Annotated in this window: 14 protein-coding genes and 2 riboswitches; of the genes, 7 read left to right on the plus strand and 7 right to left on the minus strand. The window is 67.7% G+C overall.

Annotated features, from left to right (window positions below; genetic code table 11):
* Positions 1-172 precede the first annotated feature (172 nt).
* Entirely contained in the window at positions 173-760 is a 588-nt protein-coding gene (locus QT382_RS03765) for a PEP-CTERM sorting domain-containing protein (RefSeq protein ID WP_289252703.1), read from the plus strand.
* Positions 761-779: 19 nt separating this feature from the next.
* Here QT382_RS03765 and QT382_RS03770 read toward each other — a convergent pair whose 3' ends face one another.
* Together QT382_RS03770 and QT382_RS03775 are read right to left on the minus strand one after the other, a co-directional pair.
* Complete coding sequence (locus QT382_RS03770; RefSeq protein ID WP_289252704.1) at positions 780-2135, minus strand: ATP-binding protein; 1356 nt, start codon at positions 2133-2135, stop codon at positions 780-782.
* The gene (locus tag QT382_RS03775; RefSeq protein ID WP_289252705.1) at positions 2132-2791 is read right to left on the minus strand and encodes a response regulator; all 660 of its coding nucleotides are present in this window, start codon (positions 2789-2791) and stop codon (positions 2132-2134) included. Before QT382_RS03775 ends, QT382_RS03770 begins: the two co-directional genes overlap by 4 nt.
* A gap of 53 nt (positions 2792-2844) precedes the next feature.
* Positions 2845-2949: riboswitch (glycine riboswitch) on the plus strand.
* Between the two features lie 9 nt (positions 2950-2958).
* Positions 2959-3068, plus strand: a riboswitch (glycine riboswitch).
* 50 nt (positions 3069-3118) lie between these two features.
* Between QT382_RS03775 and gcvT the strand changes: the two genes are divergently transcribed.
* The 6 genes from gcvT to QT382_RS03805 all read left to right on the plus strand — a co-directional run bounded on the left by gcvT (position 3119) and on the right by QT382_RS03805 (position 13001).
* Positions 3119-4237, plus strand: a complete 1119-nt coding sequence (gene gcvT / locus QT382_RS03780) for a glycine cleavage system aminomethyltransferase GcvT (RefSeq protein WP_289252706.1) — start codon at positions 3119-3121, stop codon at positions 4235-4237.
* Between the two features lie 54 nt (positions 4238-4291).
* Complete coding sequence (gene gcvH / locus QT382_RS03785; RefSeq protein WP_289252707.1) at positions 4292-4666, plus strand: glycine cleavage system protein GcvH; 375 nt, start codon at positions 4292-4294, stop codon at positions 4664-4666.
* Between the two features lie 102 nt (positions 4667-4768).
* Positions 4769-7645, plus strand: a complete 2877-nt coding sequence (gcvP, locus tag QT382_RS03790) for an aminomethyl-transferring glycine dehydrogenase (protein WP_289252708.1) — start codon at positions 4769-4771, stop codon at positions 7643-7645.
* 55 nt (positions 7646-7700) lie between these two features.
* Positions 7701-9089, plus strand: coding sequence for an L-serine ammonia-lyase (locus QT382_RS03795; RefSeq protein ID WP_289252709.1), 1389 nt, complete (start codon positions 7701-7703; stop codon positions 9087-9089).
* A gap of 340 nt (positions 9090-9429) precedes the next feature.
* Positions 9430-11709, plus strand: coding sequence for an alpha-xylosidase (gene yicI, locus QT382_RS03800; RefSeq protein WP_289252710.1), 2280 nt, complete (start codon positions 9430-9432; stop codon positions 11707-11709).
* The gene (locus QT382_RS03805) at positions 11706-13001 is read left to right on the plus strand and encodes an MFS transporter (protein WP_289252711.1); all 1296 of its coding nucleotides are present in this window, start codon (positions 11706-11708) and stop codon (positions 12999-13001) included. The genes yicI and QT382_RS03805 overlap by 4 nt, the downstream gene beginning before the upstream one ends.
* Here QT382_RS03805 and modA read toward each other — a convergent pair.
* The 5 genes from modA to QT382_RS03830 all read right to left on the minus strand — a co-directional run bounded on the left by modA (position 12980) and on the right by QT382_RS03830 (position 19936).
* Positions 12980-13744 (minus strand): molybdate ABC transporter substrate-binding protein, encoded by a 765-nt coding sequence (gene modA, locus QT382_RS03810; protein ID WP_289252712.1) that lies wholly within the window; start codon positions 13742-13744, stop codon positions 12980-12982. The genes QT382_RS03805 and modA overlap by 22 nt on opposite strands.
* 92 nt (positions 13745-13836) lie before the next feature.
* Positions 13837-15432 carry a TonB C-terminal domain-containing protein gene (locus tag QT382_RS03815; RefSeq protein ID WP_289252713.1) on the minus strand — a complete coding sequence of 532 codons (1596 nt, stop codon included), beginning with the start codon at positions 15430-15432 and terminating at the stop codon, positions 13837-13839.
* Positions 15433-15597: 165 nt separating this feature from the next.
* Positions 15598-16752: a glycoside hydrolase family 5 protein gene (locus QT382_RS03820; protein WP_289252714.1), complete on the minus strand. Its 1155-nt coding sequence runs from the start codon at positions 16750-16752 to the stop codon at positions 15598-15600.
* Positions 16753-16784: 32 nt separating this feature from the next.
* Positions 16785-18362: a GH39 family glycosyl hydrolase gene (locus QT382_RS03825; RefSeq protein WP_289252715.1), complete on the minus strand. Its 1578-nt coding sequence runs from the start codon at positions 18360-18362 to the stop codon at positions 16785-16787.
* Positions 18359-19936, minus strand: a complete 1578-nt coding sequence (locus QT382_RS03830; RefSeq protein ID WP_289252716.1) for a family 43 glycosylhydrolase — start codon at positions 19934-19936, stop codon at positions 18359-18361. The genes QT382_RS03825 and QT382_RS03830 overlap by 4 nt, the downstream gene beginning before the upstream one ends.

Raw genomic sequence — 19936 nt, forward strand, 5'->3', positions numbered from 1 at the left:
TCGCTTAAAGGGGCGGCGCTCGGTACCGATGTCGGAGAACCCGACAAACAGCGAGGGGCTTGGCCTGAGGCCAATGGCAAGGGATTGATTGCAAGCGCGTTTCCCTCCATGCTCCGACGCGGCGCGATTTGTGCTCGCCACAAACGCCCGGTTCCAAGTCCAGGAGGTCATCATGACGAAGTCCCTCTCCCGGCTCCTGCAGCCACTCGCGCTGGCCGGCGGCCTGCTGATCGGTGGCCTGGTCACGGCCGCACCGGTTGTCACCTATTCCGGCAATGTCGCCACCGGGGTCCAGCATCTCGACGTCGGTGGCACGAGCTACAACGTCTCCTTCGTTTTCGGCTCCTACAACTCGGTGTTTGGCGTGAACCTGCCGAGCTTTCTCGGCAATGCCCTGGCAGCCAATGACGCGGCCAACGCCCTGGTGGCGGTGCTGGATGCCGAGTCGGCTGCCCCGCTTGGCGGTGGCGTCGCCTGCTGCGGTGCCATGTGGCTTGCCTTTGCGGACAACGAGGACGGCGATACCAGCCGATTTACCGCCAAGCAGACCGGCTACCAGGACACGACCGGTGCCCATTGGCAACGCTATGGTGATTTTGTCGGTGGCAAGGACACCGACTTCACGGACAGCAACTGGGGCTTTGCGGTGTTCCAGGCCGAAGACGGCCGCCTGCCCGAGCCCGGTGCGCTGGTGTTGACCGGCCTGGCCTTGGCGGGTCTGGCTTGGACGCGCCGCCGCCGGTTGACCGCAGCGGCTTGAGCGTGCGCCTGCCGGCCGCTCAGCCGGCAGCGTCGCCCCTGGGCAGCAGCACTCGCACGGCCAGGCCTCCGAGGCGGCGCGAGCGGTCGAGTTCCAGCTTCGCGCCATGCCGGTCGGCGATGGCCTTCACGATGGCCAGGCCCAGGCCGGCGCCTTGGGCGCGCAGCTGGCCGTTGCCGCGGTAGAAGCGGTCGAACACCCGCTCGCTGTCTTCGGAAGCGATGCCAGGGCCGCTGTCCTCGACCAGCAACAGCGCCCGACCCGACCCGGCTTGTGACAGGCTCAGGTCCACACGGCCGCCGGCCGGTGTGTACTTGATGGCGTTGTCCAGCAGATTGCGCAGCAGGATGCGGAGCGCTTCCGGCTGGCCGTGCGCGGTCAGTGCCTCACTGGCCTCCAGTCCCAGGTCGATCTGCTTTTCCCTGGCCGGGTCCGAGGCCTCGACCACGGCCTCGCGGCACAGCGATTCCAGGTCCACCGACCTGACCGCAGCAGGCTCGCGGCCCTCGGCTCGCGCCAGCAGCAGCAGCTGTTCGATCAAATGGGCTGCGCGGTCTATGCCCGTGCCCAGGCGCTGGAACGCGGCGGCGCGCTCCTCGTCGCCACCGGCCCTTTGTAGCGATTCCAGCTGCAGCTTCAGCGCCGCCAGCGGCGAGCGCAGCTCATGCGCGGCATCGGCCACGAAATGCTGCTGCGCCTCGAAGGCGGCCCGCACCCGTTCCAGCAAGGAATTCATCTCGCGCACCAGCGGCTGCACTTCGCTGGGCAATTCGTGATCCGGCACCGGCGTCAGGTCATCAGGCCGGCGCTGCGCCAATTGCTCGCGCACCCTCGAGACCGGGTTCAAGGAAGCACTGACCACCCACCACACCGACAGGGCCAGCAAGGGCAGCATCAGGGCGACCGGCGCCACCGTACGCAAGGCCAGCTGTCGGGCCATGCGGCTGCGCACCGACAGGTCCTGGGCGATCTGCACCACCTGGTAGCGGGTCTGCATCGAGAACACGCGATAACGCTTGCCGCGCGAATCGACCTCCGAGAAGCCCAGCACCGCGCGCTGCGGCAGCCAGTCCTCGCCGGGCGAGCGGAACAGCGGCGTGCCGCTGAGGCTCCAGACCTGGACCAGGAAATCGAAGCTCTGGTCCTCGCCCAGAGGGACGCTCACCGTGCCGCTGCCCGAGACCAGGTCGCCGCGCAATGAGAAGGCCATCTGCTGCATCTGGTAGTCGAAGATCTCGTCGGTCTCGGCCAGCGCATTGCGGTAGGCGCTGCCCCCCTGCAGCAGCGCCGCCAGCGACAACAGGGCGAACAGGATCAGCACCAGGCGGTTGCGCAGCGAGCGGGGCATCAGGCCCCAGGCGATCAGGCGGCTCATTCCTTGGGAACCCGGTAGCCGACACCGCGTACGTTCTCGATCAGCCCGGCGCCCAGCTTCTTGCGGATGCCGTGGATGTAGACCTCGACCGCATTGCTGGAGATCTCGTCCTTCCAGCTGTAGAGCTTGTCTTCCAGCTGCTGGCGCGACAGCACCAGGCCGGGGCGGGCCAGCAGCGGCTCCAGCACGGCCCATTCCCGTGACGACAGCGTCACCGGCCGGCCCTCCAGCAGCACCTCGCGGGTGGCGGGATTGATGCTCACGTTCTTGTAGCCGTAAACGGGTTCGGCCCGGCCGCTGGCACGCCGCAGCAGCGCCCGGATGCGGGCCAGCAGCTCATGCAGCTCGAAGGGCTTGAGCACGTAGTCGTCGGCGCCGGCATCGAGTCCGGCGATGCGCTGCTCCACCGCATCGCGTGCCGTAGCTATCAGCACCGGCATGGCCTGCTTGCGCGCGCGCAGGGCACGCAGCACGCTCATGCCGTCGCGCTTGGGCAGGCCCAGGTCCAGCAGGACCAGGTCGTAGGACTCGGTCAGCAAGGCCGCGTCGGCCAGCTCGCCATCCCTCACCCAGTCCACCGCATAGGCTTCGGCGCGCAGCAGCTCCAGCAGTTGCTCGCCGATCATGGAATCGTCCTCGACCAGAAGAATGCGCATGGGCGCAAATTCTGCATGGGCGACTTAGGCGGCGCTTAAAAGCCTGGCTACAATCCGCGCCGTCAGGAGAGAGTTCCCTAGCGGGAGCCGCCGAAGGCGCAGAGACACCGGTTGATCCCAAGTCTCGAACGCTCAGGCAAAAGGACTGACAAAACGCCCCGATGCGGGCGTTCCAAGCTGGAGAGAGGCGGGCCCCCGAGCCCGTCCACTGAAGGGGCAAGCTGCGGGCGATTCGCCGGCGGTCAATCTCTCAAGTACCACGGACAGCCTGGGCAAACTCCCCCACCCTACCCGGGTGGGACCTTTGATTGCCCTGAGCCCACTGCCATGTCCGCTGATGCCCTGCTGAAGACCCCGCTGCACGCCCTCCACATCGAACTCGGCGCCAAGATGGTGCCCTTCGGCGGCTACGACATGCCGGTGCAATACGCCACCGGCGTGATGGCCGAGCACAAGCACACCCGCGCCGCTGCCGGCCTGTTCGACGTCTCCCACATGGGCCAGGTGCGCCTGGTCGGCCCCAAGGCCGCCGAAGCGCTGGAAACCATCGTCCCGGTGGACATCGTCGACCTGGGCGTCTTCAAGCAGCGCTACGCACTCTTCACCAATGATGAGGGCGGCATCCTCGACGACCTGATGGTCTGCCGCCGACTCGACGACCTCTTCGTGGTCGTCAACGCCGGCTGCAAGGAGCAGGACATCGCCCACATGCAGGCCAAGCTGGGCGGCCAGTGCGAAGTGATCACCATGCCCGAACAGGCCCTGCTGGCCCTGCAAGGCCCCGAGGCCGTGACCGCGCTGTCGCGCCTGAACCCGGAGGTCGCCAAGCTGACCTTCATGACCGGCGGTTTCTTCGAGCTGGACGGCATCCCCACCTTCCTGACCCGCTCGGGCTACACCGGCGAAGACGGCTACGAGATCTCGGTCCACCAGGACCAGGCCGTGGCCCTGGCCCGCAAGCTGCTGGCCCAGCCGGAAGTCAAGCCCATCGGCCTCGGCGCCCGCGATTCGCTGCGCCTGGAAGCCGGCCTGTGCCTCTACGGCCATGACATCGACACCAACACCAACCCGGTCGAAGCCTCGCTGACCTGGGCGATCCAGAAGGTGCGCCGCGCCGGTGGCGCCCGTGCCGGCGGCTACCCCGGTGCTGCCGTGATCGACCAGCAGCTGGCCAGCGGCGCTGCCCGCAAGCGCGTGGGCCTGGTCGGTTCCGAGCGCATGCCGGTGCGCGAAGGCGCCAAGATCGTCACCGCCGACGGCACCGAAGTCGGCGTCGTCACCAGCGGCACGCTGGGCCCCACGGTCAACAAGCCGGTCGCCCTGGCCTATGTGGCCACCGCCCATGCCGCGCAAGGCACCGAGCTGTTCGCCATCGTCCGCGACAAGCGCACGCCTATGACCGTCTCGCCCACCCCGTTCACGCCCAACCGCTACTACCGCGGCTGATCGTCGTCCCCTATCGTTCCTACTTTTCATCCGACCAACACGGAGCCCTCCACCATGACCATCAAGTACACGCCCGACCACGAATGGCTCAAGATCGAAGCCGACGGCACTGCCATCGTGGGCATCACGGTCCACGCGCAGGAAGCGCTGGGCGACGTGGTCTTCGTCGACCTGCCCGAAGTCGGCAAGAGCTATGCCGAGAAGGAAGTGGCCGGCGTGGTCGAGTCGGTGAAGGCCGCTGCCGACGTCTACATGCCGGTGGACGGCGAGATCACCGAAGTCAACGAAGACCTGCGCAACGACCCGGCCCTGGCCAACACCGACCCGCTGAACAGCGGCTGGTTCTTCAAGGTCAAGCTGAGCAACCCCGGCCAGCTGGACGCGCTGATGGACAGCACGGCCTACGACGAGCTGGTCAAGAACAGCTGATTCGCCTCTGATTCAAGAAAACGGGACCTGAACGACCGAACAGGCCCCACCGGCGCCGGCCCTGACCACAAGTCGGCCGGCGCCTTTGCAAGGATTGTTGCCATGCTGATGTCTGCCCTGAAGCCCCTCGCCGAGCTCGAGAACGCCACCGAATTCCACGCCCGCCACATCGGGCCCGACGCCGCCGACGAAGCCGGCATGCTGTCCGTCATCGGCTCGGCCTCGCGCCGTGCGCTGATCGAGGCCATCGTGCCTGCCAGCATCAAGCGCTCGGTCGGCATGGACCTGCCCGCTGCCGTGGGCGAAGTCCAGGCGCTGAAGGAACTGAAGGCGCTCGCCAGCAAGAACAAGGTGCTCAAGAGCTACATCGGCCAGGGCTACTACGACACGCTGACGCCCGGCGTCATCCTGCGCAACATCCTCGAGAACCCCGCCTGGTACACCGCGTACACGCCCTACCAGGCCGAGATCTCGCAAGGCCGCATGGAAGCGCTGGTCAACTTCCAGACCATGGTCTGCGACCTGACCGGCATGGCCATCGCCAATTCGTCGATGCTGGACGAAGCCACCTCCGCCGCCGAGGCCATGACCCTGGCCGACCGCGTGGGCAAGAGCAAGAGCACCGTCTTCTTCGTCGCTGACGACGTGCTGCCGCAGACGCTGGAAGTGGTGCGCACCCGCGCTGAGCCGCTGGGCATCACGGTCCAGGTCGGCAAGGCCGAGGACGCCGGCAAGATCGAATGCTTCGCCGCCCTGGTCCAGTATCCGGGCGTCAACGGCGAGATCCGCTCGCTGCAGGCCATCGCCGACGCGGTCCATGCCCAGGGCGGTCTGCTGATCGCCGCGGCCGACTTGCTGGCGCTGACGCTGATCAAGTCGCCCGGCGAGCAAGGCGCCGACATCGCCGTGGGCACGACGCAGCGCTTCGGCATGCCCATGTGCAATGGCGGCCCGCACGCCGCCTACATGGCCTGCAAGGACGAGTACAAGCGCAACCTGCCCGGCCGCCTGGTCGGCATCAGCGTGGACACGCATGGCAACCCGGCCTACCGCCTGGCCCTGCAGACCCGCGAGCAGCACATCCGCCGCGAGAAGGCCACGTCCAACATCTGTACCGCCCAGGTGCTGCCGGCCGTCGTGGCCAGCATGTATGCGGTCTACCACGGCCCGCAGGGCCTGAAGCGCATCGCCCAGCGCGTGGCCAGCTACACGGCCATCCTGGCCAAGGCCCTGGGTGACTTCAAGGGCAACGGCCGCGCCTTCGACACGCTGCAGCTCAGCACCGGTGCCAAGACCGAAGCCATCCTGGCCGCCGCCGTGGCCGCCGGCATGAACTTCCGCCGCGCCGGTGCCGACAGCCTCACGATCTCGCTGGACGAGACCACGACGCGCGAAGACCTGGCCGCCATCCTGGCCGTGTTCGGCGTCACTGCAGACCTGGCCTCCTTCGAGAAGGGTGTGGCTTCGCTGATCCCGGCCGAGCTGGTCCGCACGAGCGACTACCTGACCCACCCGGTCTTCAACACGCACCACTCGGAAACCGAGATGCTTCGCTACCTGCGCGCCCTGGCCGACAAGGACCTGGCCCTGGACCGCTCGATGATTCCGCTGGGCTCTTGCACCATGAAGCTCAACGCCACGGCCGAGATGATTCCGGTCACCTGGCCCGAGTTCGCTGGCGTCCACCCGTTCGCACCGCATGACCAGCTGGCTGGCTATGCGCTGCTGAATGAGCAGCTGACCGCCTGGCTCTGCCAAGCCACCGGCTACTCGGGCATCAGCCTGCAGCCCAACGCCGGCTCGCAGGGCGAATACGCCGGCCTGCTGGCCATCAAGGCCTGGCATGAGTCGCGCGGCGAAGGCCATCGCAAGGTCTGCCTGATTCCCGAGTCGGCCCATGGCACCAACCCGGCCTCGGCCCAGATGGTGGGCATGCAGGTGGTGGTCACCAAGTGCGACAAGGAAGGCAATATCGACCTGGCCGACCTGAAGGCCAAGTGCGAGCAGCATGCCGACAAGCTGGCGGCGATCATGATCACCTACCCCTCCACCTACGGCGTGTTCGACACCCATGTGAAGGAGATCTGCCAGCTGGTCCGTTCGCATGGCGGCCGCGTGTATGTCGACGGCGCCAACATGAACGCGCTGGTCGGCGTGGCTGCGCCGGGTGAGTTCGGCGGCGACGTGAGTCACCTGAACCTGCACAAGACCTTCTGCATTCCGCACGGCGGTGGCGGCCCGGGCGTCGGCCCGGTCTGCGTGGTCGCCGACCTGGTTCCGTTCCTGCCGACCCACCGTTCGGCCGGCTACCAGAGCGAGACCGCCATCGGTGCCGTGTCCGCCGCGCCGCTGGGCAACGCGGCCGTGCTGCCGATCTCGTGGATGTATGTCCGCATGATGGGTGCCGACGGCCTGACCGCCGCCACCGAGACCGCCATCCTGTCGGCCAACTACGTGGCCGCCCGCCTGGCCGATGCCTACGACATCCACTTCAGCGGCAACATCGCCGGCGTCAAGGGTGGCGGCGTGGCCCACGAGTGCATCCTGGACCTGCGTCCGCTGAAGGAGACCTCGGGCGTCAGCGCCGAAGACGTGGCCAAGCGCCTGATCGACTACGGCTTCCACGCCCCGACGCTGAGCTTCCCGGTGGCCGGCACGCTGATGGTCGAGCCGACCGAGAGCGAGTCCAAGTTCGAGCTGGACCGCTTCTGCGACGCCATGCTGCAGATCCGCGCCGAGATCGCCGAGGTCGAGGCTGGCAAGCTGCCTCGCGAGGACAACCCTCTGGTCAATGCGCCGCACACGGCCGAGAGCCTGCTTAAGACCGAATGGACCCATGCCTATAGCCGCGAAGCCGCCGCCTACCCGGTGGCGACGCTGCGCCGCCAGAAGTACTGGGTTCCGGTGGGCCGCGTGGACAACGTCTACGGCGACCGCAACCTGGTCTGCTCCTGCCTGCCGGTGTCGGCCTACGAGTGAGGATGTGAGCCCCTCGCCTCGCGAGGGTCCTCAATGGCTCTAACAAGGAGTCTGCATGGCAGTCTCGGTCTTCGACCTTTTCAAGATCGGCATCGGTCCGTCCAGCTCGCATACGGTGGGCCCGATGCGCGCCTCGCGCCTGTTCGGGCTGCGCCTGGACCATGAGGGCCTGCTGGCCCGCGTGGCCCGTGTCCAGGTCATCCTGTACGGCAGCCTCGGCGCCACCGGCAAGGGCCATGGCAGCGACACGGCCGTGCTGCTGGGCCTGGCGGGCCATGAGCCGGACACGGTGGACATCGAGGCGATTCCTTCGCTGCTCGCCGCGATTCGCGCCGGCGACCTGAGCGTGGTCGGCAAGCAGGCCGTGCGCTTCGACGAAGCCAAGGACCTGGTGTTCAAGCGCCGCGAGTCATTGCCCTTCCATGCCAACGGCATGCGCTGCCTGGCCTTCGATGCCGAAGGCAATGAGATCGCCAACCGCGTCTATTACTCGGTCGGCGGCGGCTTCATCGTCAGCGACGAGGTGGCGGCCGATGGTTCCAAGCAAAAGGTGATCGCTCCCGATGCGACGGTCCTGCCCTACCCTTTCAAGACCGGCGACGAGCTGCTGGCCCTGACCAAGGCGCACGGCATCTCCATCGCCGAAGTCATGCGTCGCAACGAGCGGCACTGGCGCAGCGATGAAGAGACCCGCGCCGGTCTCTTGAGGATCTGGCAGGTGATGCAGGACTGCGTGACCCGCGGCTGCAAGACCGAGGGCATCCTGCCCGGCGGCTTCAAGGTCAAGCGCCGTGCGGCCCAGCTGCACCGCGACCTGACCGCGAATCCAGAGGCCGCGCTGCGCGATCCGCTGCAGGTGATGGACTGGGTCAATCTCTACGCGCTGGCGGTGAACGAGGAGAACGCCGCCGGAGGCCGTGTGGTCACGGCGCCGACCAATGGGGCAGCCGGCATCGTGCCGGCCGTCCTGCACTACTACTCGCGCTTCGTGCACCATGCCAACGACGACGGCGTGATCGACTTCCTGCTGACCGCAGCGGCCATCGGCATCCTCTACAAGGAAAACGCCTCGATCTCCGGCGCCGAGGTCGGCTGCCAGGGCGAGGTCGGCGTGGCCTGCTCGATGGCGGCGGCGGCGCTCTGCCAGGTGATGGGCGGCACGCCCGAGCAGGTCGAGAACGCGGCCGAGATCGGCATGGAGCACCACCTGGGTCTGACCTGCGACCCGGTCGGCGGTCTCGTCCAGATCCCCTGCATTGAGCGCAACGCCATCGCCTCGGTCAAGGCGATCAACGCGGCCCGCATGGCGCTGCGCGGCGATGGCACGCATTTCGTCAGCCTGGACAAGGTCATCAAGACCATGCGCGACACCGGCGCCGACATGATGACCAAGTACAAGGAAACGGCCCGCGGCGGCCTGGCGGTGAACATCGTCGAGTGCTGACGATGAGCTGTTGATCCGTGCAGCCAGCGGCTGTACGGATCATCGAACGGTCTACGGGAAAGCAAGGACTCGCGCGAACAGCCCGGCCTCGGCTATGCTGCCGCCCGGACTGAGAGTCTTTGCGCCATGTTGGCGCCTGCAGATTCCAGTGCCACTCAAGCCAGTCTCAAGCTTCTGGAGCGGAGACTCGAACCCAGGAATTGAACCGGATATTTCAGAAGAATCGCCGTGATTTAACGATAAACCACTGGGTTTGTCAAGCACCGAGCGGGCCATGGCCGCGTTCGGCATGGCGAGCAAGGACCACGAGCCGGGGCAGGCGGCCCCGCAAAGGAGACGCATGAAATTCACCGATGGCCAATGGATGCTGCAGCCCGGCGTGGCCGCGCATTACGCGAGCGAAGCCTACGCCGTGGAGGTGCATGAGGATCGCCTCGTCATCCTGGCGACGACCCGGCCCATCAAGCACCGCGGCGACACCTTGCAGGGGCCTACCCTCACCCTCACCCTGAGCTCGCCCATCGAAGGCGCGATCCGCGTCCATGTCGAGCATTTCAGTGCCTCGCAGGCGCCGCGCCTGCATGTGCCCATGCCGGGCAAGACCCGGCCCCAGGTTTCGACCAGCGAGACCGAGACCCATGCGCGCCTGCAAAGCGGCGCCCTCTCGGTCGAGATCCGTAAGGGCGAAGGCTGGAGCCTGGTGTTCCGCGAGGGCGACCAGGTGCTCACCCGCAGCGACTGGCGCGCCCTCGGCTATGTGCAGCACGCCGGGCATGGCAACTTCATGCACGAACAGTTGCAGCTCGGCGTCGGTGAATACGTCTACGGCCTGGGCGAGCGCTTCACGCCCTGGATCAAGAACGGCCAGGTGGTCGAGAACAGCAACCGCGACGGCGGCACGGCCTGCGAGCAGGCCTACAAGAGCGTGCCCTTCTACCTGAGCAGCCGCGGCTATGGCGTGCTGGTGGATGAAGCCGGACCGGTCTCCTTCGAAGTCGCGTCGGAGAAGACCACGCGGGTGCAGTTCAGCCGTGAGGGCGAGAGCCTGTCCTATGTGGTGTTCGCTGGTCCCAAGCCCAAGGATGTGATCGCGCGGCTCACCGCCCTCACCGGCCGCGCGCCGCTGCCGCCGGCCTGGAGCTTCGGCTTGTGGATGACCACTTCGTTCACCACGCAGTACGACGAGGCCACGGCCACGCATTTCATCGACGAGATGAAGCGCCGCGAACTGCCGCTGGCGGTCTTCCATTTCGACTGCTTCTGGATGCGCGAGTTCCAGTGGTGCGATTTCCAGTGGGACCCGCGCGGCTTCCCCGACCCCGAGGGCATGCTGGCCCGCCTGCATGGCCGGGGCCTGAAGATCAGCCTCTGGATCAACCCCTACATCGCCCAGCGCTCGCCGCTGTTCGCCGAAGGAGCCCGCGAAGGCTTCTTCATCAAGCGGAGCAATGGCCAGGTGTTCCAGACCGACCAATGGCAGCCCGGCATGGCCATCGTCGACTTCAGCAACCCTGCCGCCAAGGCCTGGTACCAGGACCATCTGCGCCGCCTGCTGAAGATGGGCGTGGACTGCTTCAAGACCGACTTCGGCGAACGCATCCCGAGCGAGGGCGTGAGCTACCACGACGGTTCCGATCCGGTGGAGATGCACAACCTCTACGCGCTGCACTACAACGAGGCGGTGTTCGAGCTGCTGAAAGAGGAGCGCGGCCTGGCCGAGGCCGTGGTCTTTGCCCGCTCGACCTATGCCTCGGGCCAGCGCTTCCCGGTGCACTGGGGCGGCGACTGCTGGTCCAACTTCGAATCGATGGCCGAGAGCCTGCGCGGCGGCCTGTCGCTGACCAGTTGCGGCTTCGCGTTCTGGAGCCATGACATCGGCGGATTCGAAGGCAATCCGCCGCCGGCCGTCTACAAGCGATGGATCCAGTTCGGCCTGCTGTCCTCGCACAGCCGCCTGCACGGCAGCAGCAGCTACCGGGTGCCATGGCTGGTCGACGAAGAAAGCTGCGACGTGCTGCGGGCCTTCACCCGGCTCAAGCAACGGCTGATGCCCTACCTCTATGCCGAGGCCATCGCCGCCACGCAGACCGGCGTGCCCATGATGCGGGCCATGGTGGTCGAGCATCCCGATGACCCGGCCTGCGCCACGCTGGACCGCCAGTACCAGCTCGGTCCTGCCCTGCTGGTGGCCCCGGTGTTCAGCGAGGACGGCGAGGTGGACTTCTACCTTCCCGAAGGTCGCTGGACCCATCTGCTGTCGGGCGAGGTCAAGGCCGGCGGCCGCTGGCATCGCGAGAAGCACGACTTCCTGAGCCTGCCGCTCTATGTGGCGCCGGGCACGGTCCTGCCCTGGGGCGCCGAGGCCGAGCGGCCCGATTACGACTATGCCGACGGCGTCTGCCTGCGCGTCTTCCAGCTCGACGATGGCGCCAGCAGCGCCTTCGAGGTCGCATCGCCCGAGGGCCGGATCGCGGCGCGTGGGCGTGTCAGCCGGACGGGCGAGCGCTACACGGCCGAGCTCACCGAAGGCGCCCTGCACCACTGGTGCATCGAGGTCGGTGGCCAGCGTAGCCCGAGCGAAGCGACGGCCTCATCGCTGGTCTGGACGCGCAACGCATGAGCCACGCCGCCCGCCATCCTTTGAGCTGGGTGCCCACGCTCTACCTCGCCATGGGTCTGCCCAATGTGATGGTGGGCGTGGTCGCCGCCATCCTCTACAAGAACCTGGGCGTGCCCAACGAGGACATTGCGCTGTACACCTCGCAGATGTACCTGCCCTGGGTGCTCAAGCCGCTGTGGGCGCCCTTGCTCGAGGCCTACCGGAGCAAGCGCTGGTGGGTGATCAGCATGGAGTTCACGATGATGGCCACGCTGGGTGCCGTCGCGCTCTGCCTGCCGCTGGAGGGCTTTTTCCGGCTGTCGCTGGCCTTCTTCTGGATCACCGGATTCGCCTCGGCCACGCAGGACACGGTGGCCGACGGCGTCTTCATGACCACCGTGGGCACGAAGGAGCAGGCGCGCTATTCCGGCCTGCAGGGCATGTGCTGGAACCTGGGCGCCGTGCTGGCTTCGGGCCTGCTGGTCTCGCTGACCGGCCTGCTGCACGACCGCCTGGGCCTGTCCTGGGTGCAGTGCTGGGTCATCGTGGTGTTGCTGGCCGCCGCAGGCATGGGCCTGTTCGGACTCTGGCACTTGCGAGTGCTGCCGCCCGGCGGGCCTTCATCCATGCAGGGCCAGGGCCACGGCCTTGCCGCGATGCGCCAGGCCTGGGCCACGTTCTTTGCCAAGCCGCAGATCTGGATGATGCTGGCGGTGATCTTCTTCTACCGCTTCGGCGAAGGATTCATAGAGAAGTTCGGCCCCTTGTTCCTGCTCGACGACCGGACGGCCGGCGGCCTGGGCCTGGGCAACGAGGCGCTGGGCCACATCAACGGCAGCGTGGGCACCCTGGCCTTCATCGCTGGCGCCTTTCTCGGCGGTTTCTTCGTCGCCCGGCGCACGCTGCCGCGCTCGTTCTTCATCCTGGCCCTGGTGCTCAATGTTCCGCACCTGACCTACTACTACCTGAGCCAGAGCCAGCCCGACAGCACGGCCTGGATCGCCTTCATCGTGGCGCTGGAGAAGTTCGGCTTCGGCATGGGCTCCGTGGGCCACATGCTCTACATGATGCAGCAGGTGGCGCCCGGCCCTTTCAAGATGGCGCACTATGCGATGGCCACCGGCGTGATGGCCCTGACCAAGTGGGCCACCGGCACGGCCAGCGGCTGGCTGTGGAGTTCGGTGAACCACCAGTACGTCGGCTTCTTCGGCTGGGTGCTGCTGCTGTCCATCCCGCCGGTGCTGCTGGCCTGGTGGGCGCCGTTTCCGCAGCGCCAGGACGAGCCAGGCGCTCAGGGCTTCAGAAAGCCGTAGCGCGCCAGCACCGCCTGGCCGGCCGGCGAGGCCACGTAGTCGATGAACTTGCGCGCCGCCTCCGCATTGGGGGCGGCCGTCACGGCGGCGATCGGATAGGCGATGGCAGTCTCGGTTGGAATGGTGGCGACGACCTTGACCTTGTCCTTCTGGATGGCCGCATCGGTGGCGTAGACGAAGCCAGCCTCGACCTCGGCCCGCGCCACATAGTCCAGCGCCTGGCGCACGTTGACGGCATAGATGGCCTTGGGCTCGACGACGCTCCACAGCTTGGCGGCCTCGAGCGCGCCCTTGGCATAGCGGCCTGCCGGAACGCCCTCGGGCTTGCCTATGGCGATGCGGGTCACCTCGGGCTTCTGCAGGTCGGCAAGACCTGACACCGCCAGCGCCGAGGCTGCCGGCACCACCAGCACCAGCGAATTGCTGACGAAGTTGCGGCGGCTGCCGGCCTGCAGCAGCTTCTGCGCCTCGGCCTTGTCCATGGTTTCCTGGTCGGCCGAGGCGAACACATCGACCGGCGCGCCCTTGCTGATCTGGGCCAGCAAGGCATCCGAGGCCGCGAAGTTGAACTGCAGCCGGGTGCCCGGGTGCTGGGCCTCGAAGGCCGGAGCCAGTTCGCGGAACGCATTGCTCAGGCTGGCGGCGGCAGACACCGTGAGGTCGGCCGCACTCGCTGCGACACCGGCCAGCGACAGCAACAGGCTGGCCAGGCCCCGCAGAACCGGACTTGGGGATGCACTCATGGGTCACTCCATACGGGTAGCGAAATATACGGAGGAATATAACGCCGTCCGCAGCAGGGCCAGCCCGACTCTCAGCCGGGCTCTCGCGCAATTCAGTAGAGGCGGATGGCCATGTCGAAATGCCAGGTGCGGCGGATCTCGACCACGTCGTATTCGCGGGCCAGCAGCGGCGAGAACTCGGCGTAGTTCTCCTGGCTTTGGATGACGCGCTTGATCGCCTCGTCCAGCGCCGGCACACCGCTGGAGCGGACGAAGGTGATCGACTCGATCGAGCCATTGCTGCGCACGGCCACGATCACCAGCGGATCGGCATGGGGCTGGCGGGCTGCCTCGCGGACCATCTCGAAGGTCTGGTTCAGCTGGATCTTGCGGGACCAGGCCTCGGCGTAGAGCACCAGCTCCGGGCTGTTGTCGGTGCGGCCGAAGATGCGGCCGCGACGCGGACTGCTGATCGAGTACGGCAGCGAGGCGCCCTGCGAGGGCCGGGCCGCGGCGGCCGCCGCATCGCGCTTGGCCGCTTCCTCGTTCAGCTGCTGGCCTATGGCGCGCAGCCGGGCTTCGCGCGCATCGGCCTCGGCCTTGATGCTTGCGAGGCGGGCCGCCTCGATCCGCGCCGCTTCCTGCCGGGCCGCCTCGCGTCGGGCGGCCTCCTGCCTGAGGGCTTCTTGTCGCGCCGCTTCCTGGCGAGCGGCTTCCTGACGTGCTGCCTCTTGCCTGGCGGCCGCCTGGCGAGCCACTTCCTGTTTGGCCAGCTCCACTCGCGCCGCTTCCTGCCTGGCGGCTTCGACACGGGCCGCCTCCTGCCGCGCCGCTTCCAGCCGGGCAGTCTCCTGCTTGTTGGCTTCCTGGCGGACCGCCTCTTGGCGAGCCGCCTCCTGCCTGGCCAGCTCCTGCCGCGCCGTTTCCTGCTTTGCGGCCTCGAGACGGGCGGCCTCTTGCCGGGCGGCTTCCACGCGAGCAGCCTCCAAGCGCAGCGCCTCTTGACGTGCAGCTTCCTGTCGAATGGCCTCCAACCGGGCCGCTTCCAGCCGGGCTTGCTCCGCCGCTTTGTCCATCTCCGCCTCGATCTTGGCGCGATCAAGGGCGGGTGCCAGCTCGGGGCTGGAAGCCGAGGCAATCACCGGCGACGAGGACAGCGATGAGCTCGGCGGTACCGACCACCTGAGATCGGGTGCCCGCTCAGCGGCCAGGACGGTCCGGGCTGGGGCGGGGACCGGAGTCGGAGCCGGTGCGGGCGGCTCGGGGGCTGGGCTGATGGGACTGGGAGTTACGGCCGGTGTCGGCGCCGGCGTTGGTGGCGGCGTAGGAGCCGCGGCCAGCGGTTCAAGCACCACGTTCGGCCGTGCATCCACCACGGTGAAGGCTTCCGGCATGGACGCCGCCGGAGCCGGTTCGCTCGCTGCCGGATCTTGTGGTTCGGGAATCGCCGATGCGGCCGGTGCCGGTGGCGGTGGCGGCGCCAGCACCACGCGGATGTCGGTCGCTTCGGCGCGCCGCTGCTGCCAGGGCAGACCCAGGCCGGGCAGGCCCAGCTCGTCGGTGCCGAAGGTGAGGCTCAGCAGCACGGCATGGGCCAGCAGCGAGAACAGCGCCGCGGCCGAGCGGCGCCACTGCGCCGACCGCCTGCGATGCCGGGGCCAGCGGTCAGCCGCCGACACCTCCGCCGCCGAGACTGCAGGGAATCTCAATCCCACCAGCTCCCGGACTCCAGCCCCTGCCTTGATCGCTGCATCGGAATCTCCGCTTTCTGGCCCATCGCCGGCGCAGATTGTGATGCAGTCTTGGGCACGGTCCGGCCAAGCCGGTTGCCGGCCTGGCGCAGGCCGAACGAAGTGGAGCCCCGCCCTGCTCGTCTAGCGCGTCGCGTCGACGATGGCCTTGACCAGGTCCGGATAGACCTGTCTGCCGCTGGCCCGGTCGAACAGGCCCATGCTCTTGTCGCCGGTGGGGCCGTTGTCCCAGTAGACCGGCACCAGGCCACGCTGCCAGGCGGCGCGGGCGATGTAGCCGTTCCAGGCCAGGCGGAACTTCTCGGAGCCGGCGTACTGGGTCCGGGCAATGACGCCGAACTCGCCCAGGATCACCGGGATGCCCTTGTCCACATAGCCGGTCTTCATCTTCTGGAACTGGGCATCGGCATGCGACTCGTTGCCCCAGCTGTCCGTGGCCTTGGGGTCGGTGGCGCCGGCCCCCCATTGCCAGATCGCGCTCTTCTCGTCCAGCGTGAAGTGGTAGGGGTCGTAGTAGTGGATCTCCATCATCAGCCGGTCCTTGGCCATGTCCGTGGGCAGCTGGGCGAAGGCGATGGTGTGGTCGATGTTGGTGTTGAAGCCCTGCACCACCAGGTGGCGCACCGCGTTGTTGCCGCCGGTGGCGCGCACCGCCGTCACGAAGATTTGGTTGAAGCCGTTCTGCACCGCCACGTACTCGGGCTTGGGCGTGCCGTAGTCGCCCTCCACCATCACCTCGTTGGTGCCGGCGAACAGCAGCGTGTCGTCATAGGCCTGGAAGTGCTTGGCGATCTGGGTCCAGTACTTGGCCAGCCGGGCATTGGCCATGGACTGGGCCGCATAGGTGGGCTGCAGCCAGCCACCGTCCCAGTGCACATTGATGATGGCGAACAGGCCGGCCTTCTGCGCATAGCCCACGACCTCGGCCACGCGGGCCAGCCACTGCGGGGCTATGTTGTCGCCGGCATCGGCGTACTGCTTCCAGGCCACCGGGATGCGGACCGTCTTGAAGCCGGCCGCCTTGATCGCGTCCATCAGCTGCTGCGTCGCCTTGGGATTGCCCCAGGCCGTCTCGCCACCGATTGCTTCTAGCGTATTGCCCAGGTTCCAGCCGGCGCCCATCTGCCTGGACAGCTGCAGGCTGGTGATCTCGCGCATGCCGGTGCTGGCCGGAGCTGCCGTTGCCGAAGGCGAGCTGGGGCTTGGCCCACCACCACCGCCGCAGCTCGGCGTGCAGACACTCAACCCAAGCAGCAGGCAAATCAGGAATCGGTTCATCGCATTCGTCCTCGTTGACGGGGTGCCGTGGTTCAGCCGCCCAGCCGTTCCAGGCTCAGCAGCAGCACGTCATGGGTTCGCATGGGCAGCTTCAATTGCAGCCGGCCGTCGGCGCCTACGCGCAGTTCGCGCTGCAGCTCCGGCCGGTCGGCGGTGAGCTTCTGCATGGCCGCCAGCTGCTTCGCATCCAGCGCCTTGGGCGAGCCCGCTTTCAGGTAGGCGGTATGGGCATCGTTGGCTTCGTAGCCGGTGCGGCGCAATTGCAGTCGGTAGCGGCCGGGCTGCAGATGGCTCAGCTGCACCGGCAGCGGCGCCAGCGGGCGGGCCGGCTGCGGCTTGCCGAAGAAGCTGCGGTTCGAGACCTTCTGGCCCGGGTCGCGCCAGTCCCAGGCCAGCAGCCGGAGCGTCTTGCCGTCGGTCGCCGCCCAGCAGTCGGCGTCGCCGCTGAGGATTTCGCGGCCCTGCAGCTGGGCCAGGTACTTGTAGGCGAACCAGACCGGCTTGCGCAGGCCTTCGCGGGTCATCATGCCGAAGCCGCCGTGGAAGGGCGCGTCCGGCGGCCCCGGTTCCTCGAACAGGTCGCTGTAGGTCCAGTAGCTCATCGACTGGGCCATGCCCTGCACCCGCCGCAGCTTGGCCAGCACATAGGCCGCACTCATGTAGGAGTCGTGGACCTTGTCCCGCGGGTTGTAGCTGCTGCTCCATTCGGTGAAGAACAGCGGCAGGCCCGGACGGTGCGAGGCCTCGATCTGCGCGCGCACCCGGCTCACGTCGCCGACGATGGCGTCGGGCGAAGGCGAGAGCTGGCGGTCCTCGACGCCGTATTCGTCGAGGAAGCCATGGTCCACGCCATAGGTGTGGGTGGTGACGAAGTCCACCGGCGTGTCCGTGGCCTTGGCGTGCGCGAGGAACTCAGGCACCCAGGCGGCGCCGGCCGTCGAAGGCCCGCCGACGCGCAGCTGCGGATCGATGGACTTGATCGCCTTGGCCGTGCGGCTGTAGAGCTCGAAGTAGGCCTGCTGGTCGGCCTTCTCCCAGAAGCCGTCCAGATTGGGTTCGTTCCAGACTTCGAAGTACCACTGCCGCACCTCGTCCGCGCCATAGCGTTGCAGCAAATGGCGTGTGAAGGCCTCTGTCAAGGCCACCCAGCCCTCGGGCTGCGGATGCGAGGTATTGCCTTCCCAGTAGAAGATCTTCAGCGGCGACGTGGCCAGCGCCAGCGGTGTGAAGCCCAGCTCGACCAGCGGCCGTATGCGGCGCGCCAGCAGAGCGTCGTAGAGCTTGTCGATGTTGCCGAAGTCGAAGACCAGCTGGCCCCGTTCGTCACGCCTCACCGTCTTGAACACGTCGTGGAAGATCGCGTGGAAGCGAAGGTAGCGAAAGCCCAGCTCGTCCACCGCGGTCTTGAGCTGGGCCAGCGAATCCTCGCGGAACAGCGTGCCCGGATAGTCCGAGCCCACGCAGTGATCGAAGAAGCGATCCAGCGGCGCCTGGGCCTGGCTGAGGTCCAGCAGGATGCGGCGCTCCGGCTCGGCCGCGGCCCAGCCGGCCGAGCCCAGCGGCAAGGCGGCCGCACTGGCCAGCAGCTGTCGACGGCGCAAGGGGCTCATGCAGGCAGTCCTCGGTAGATGAAGCGGCGGAAACGAACCTCGCCCTGCCCCGCGCTGAACAGTGCCACGCGCAGCGCGAGAAAGCCGCCGAACACGTTGTGGTGCAGGCCCGAGACCTCCATCTGCCAGCCGTACTGCTTCCAGTCCTGGCCGGCGGTCGAGGTCCACCAGGTCAGCACGTTCTCGCGGTTGCGCAGCTTGATGCGCACCGGGCCGGCCGCCCGCTTCTCGCGCATCCAGCCCTGCTCCTGGCCGTAGCCGTAGGTCAGCATCTCGCTGCGGCTGAAGCCCAGGCCTGCATGGCCGCGTTCGTCGTAGAACAGGGCCAGGCCGCCGTGGGCCTCGCCCTCCACTTCCAGCTCGACCTCGACCTCGTAGCTGCGGTCGCCGACGATGCAGCACAGCGGCGAGCAATCGGCCAAAGCCTTGCCCTTGGCCCGCATCGCCAGGCCGCCCTCGCCGTGCTTCAGCCGGGCAGCCTCATCGGCGCCGGGTGCATGGAAGCTCCACTGCAGGCCCAGGCGGCTGCGCGAGAAGTCGTCGGACAGCGTCGCACCGGCCGGCCCGGCCTTGCCGCCGCGCGGCTTGGGCAAGGGCTTGTCCAGCGTGCCGCCTTTGGCGCGGAACCAGCCGTCGGCGGTCCATTCGATGGGCTCCAGCAGGGTTTGCCGGCCCAGCGTCCTGAAGCCGTTCTCGTAGCCGTGGTACAGCATCCACCAGTCGCCGCCCGGCCCCTCGACCACGCTGGCATGCCCGCGCGACCACCAGGGCTCATCGGCGCTGCGGGTGCGAACGATGGGGTTGTGCGGGCAATGCTCCCAAGGGCCATCGATGGAGCGCGAACGGGCCACGGTGACCATGTGGCTGGTGGCCGGACCGGCCGTGCCGCCCACGGCCGAGACCAGGTAGTACCAGGCGCCGCGGCGGAACAGCTTGGGACCTTCCGGCGCATACATCTCGACCACCCAGTCGGCCGGGTACTGCCAGGGCGTCCAGGCGTTCGCTTGCACCGGCCCGTCGGTGCGCAGGCCGTCGCTGCTCAGCCGCACCCGCCGTCCGCCGTTGACGAACAGATAGCGCCGGCCGTCCTCGCCCACGGCATGGCCCGGGTCTATGCAGCCGTCGATCTGCAGGTCGATGGGCGCACTCCAGGGGCCGCGGATCTGATCCGCATGGATCACGTAGATCGCCATGCGCTGCGGCTGCAGCACCGGGATGTAGAGGAAATAGCGGCCCTCGTGCTTGACCAGGTCCATGGCCCAGACCGTGCCTATGGGCTGCTGCAAAGCGGCGGTGAGCGGCGTCCAGTTCACCAGGTCGGTGGAATGCCAGATCACCGCACCCGGGTAGGACTGGAAGGACGAGAACGTCAGGTAGTAGTCGCTCCCGTCCTTCAGCACGGTCGGGTCGGCATGGTCGCCCGGCACCACCGGATTGCGGAACCAGCCCTTGCCCAGGTCGGCCCGGCGCTGGCCTTCCAGGCCCTGGCCGAACTGCGGAGCGGCCATGGCAGGCACGGCGCCGGCGCCGGCCAGCGCGGCCGCCAGGGCCTGCCGTCGGGAGAGGCTGCTCAC

Source organism: Pelomonas sp. SE-A7, from assembly GCF_030345705.1.
Lineage (GTDB): Bacteria > Pseudomonadota > Gammaproteobacteria > Burkholderiales > Burkholderiaceae_C > JAUASW01.

What these genes read in the sequence shown, in the direction of transcription:
- QT382_RS03765 (WP_289252703.1), top strand. Translation starts at nt 173, where the DNA reads ATGACGAAGTCCCTCTCCCGGCTCCTGCAGCCACTCGCGCTGGCCGGC.
- QT382_RS03770 (WP_289252704.1), bottom strand. Translation starts at nt 2,135, where the DNA reads ATGAGCCGCCTGATCGCCTGGGGCCTGATGCCCCGCTCGCTGCGCAAC.
- QT382_RS03775 (WP_289252705.1), bottom strand. Translation starts at nt 2,791, where the DNA reads ATGCGCATTCTTCTGGTCGAGGACGATTCCATGATCGGCGAGCAACTG.
- gcvT (WP_289252706.1), top strand. Translation starts at nt 3,119, where the DNA reads ATGTCCGCTGATGCCCTGCTGAAGACCCCGCTGCACGCCCTCCACATC.
- gcvH (WP_289252707.1), top strand. Translation starts at nt 4,292, where the DNA reads ATGACCATCAAGTACACGCCCGACCACGAATGGCTCAAGATCGAAGCC.
- gcvP (WP_289252708.1), top strand. Translation starts at nt 4,769, where the DNA reads ATGCTGATGTCTGCCCTGAAGCCCCTCGCCGAGCTCGAGAACGCCACC.
- QT382_RS03795 (WP_289252709.1), top strand. Translation starts at nt 7,701, where the DNA reads ATGGCAGTCTCGGTCTTCGACCTTTTCAAGATCGGCATCGGTCCGTCC.
- yicI (WP_289252710.1), top strand. Translation starts at nt 9,430, where the DNA reads ATGAAATTCACCGATGGCCAATGGATGCTGCAGCCCGGCGTGGCCGCG.
- QT382_RS03805 (WP_289252711.1), top strand. Translation starts at nt 11,706, where the DNA reads ATGAGCCACGCCGCCCGCCATCCTTTGAGCTGGGTGCCCACGCTCTAC.
- modA (WP_289252712.1), bottom strand. Translation starts at nt 13,744, where the DNA reads ATGAGTGCATCCCCAAGTCCGGTTCTGCGGGGCCTGGCCAGCCTGTTG.
- QT382_RS03820 (WP_289252714.1), bottom strand. Translation starts at nt 16,752, where the DNA reads ATGAACCGATTCCTGATTTGCCTGCTGCTTGGGTTGAGTGTCTGCACG.
- QT382_RS03825 (WP_289252715.1), bottom strand. Translation starts at nt 18,362, where the DNA reads ATGAGCCCCTTGCGCCGTCGACAGCTGCTGGCCAGTGCGGCCGCCTTG.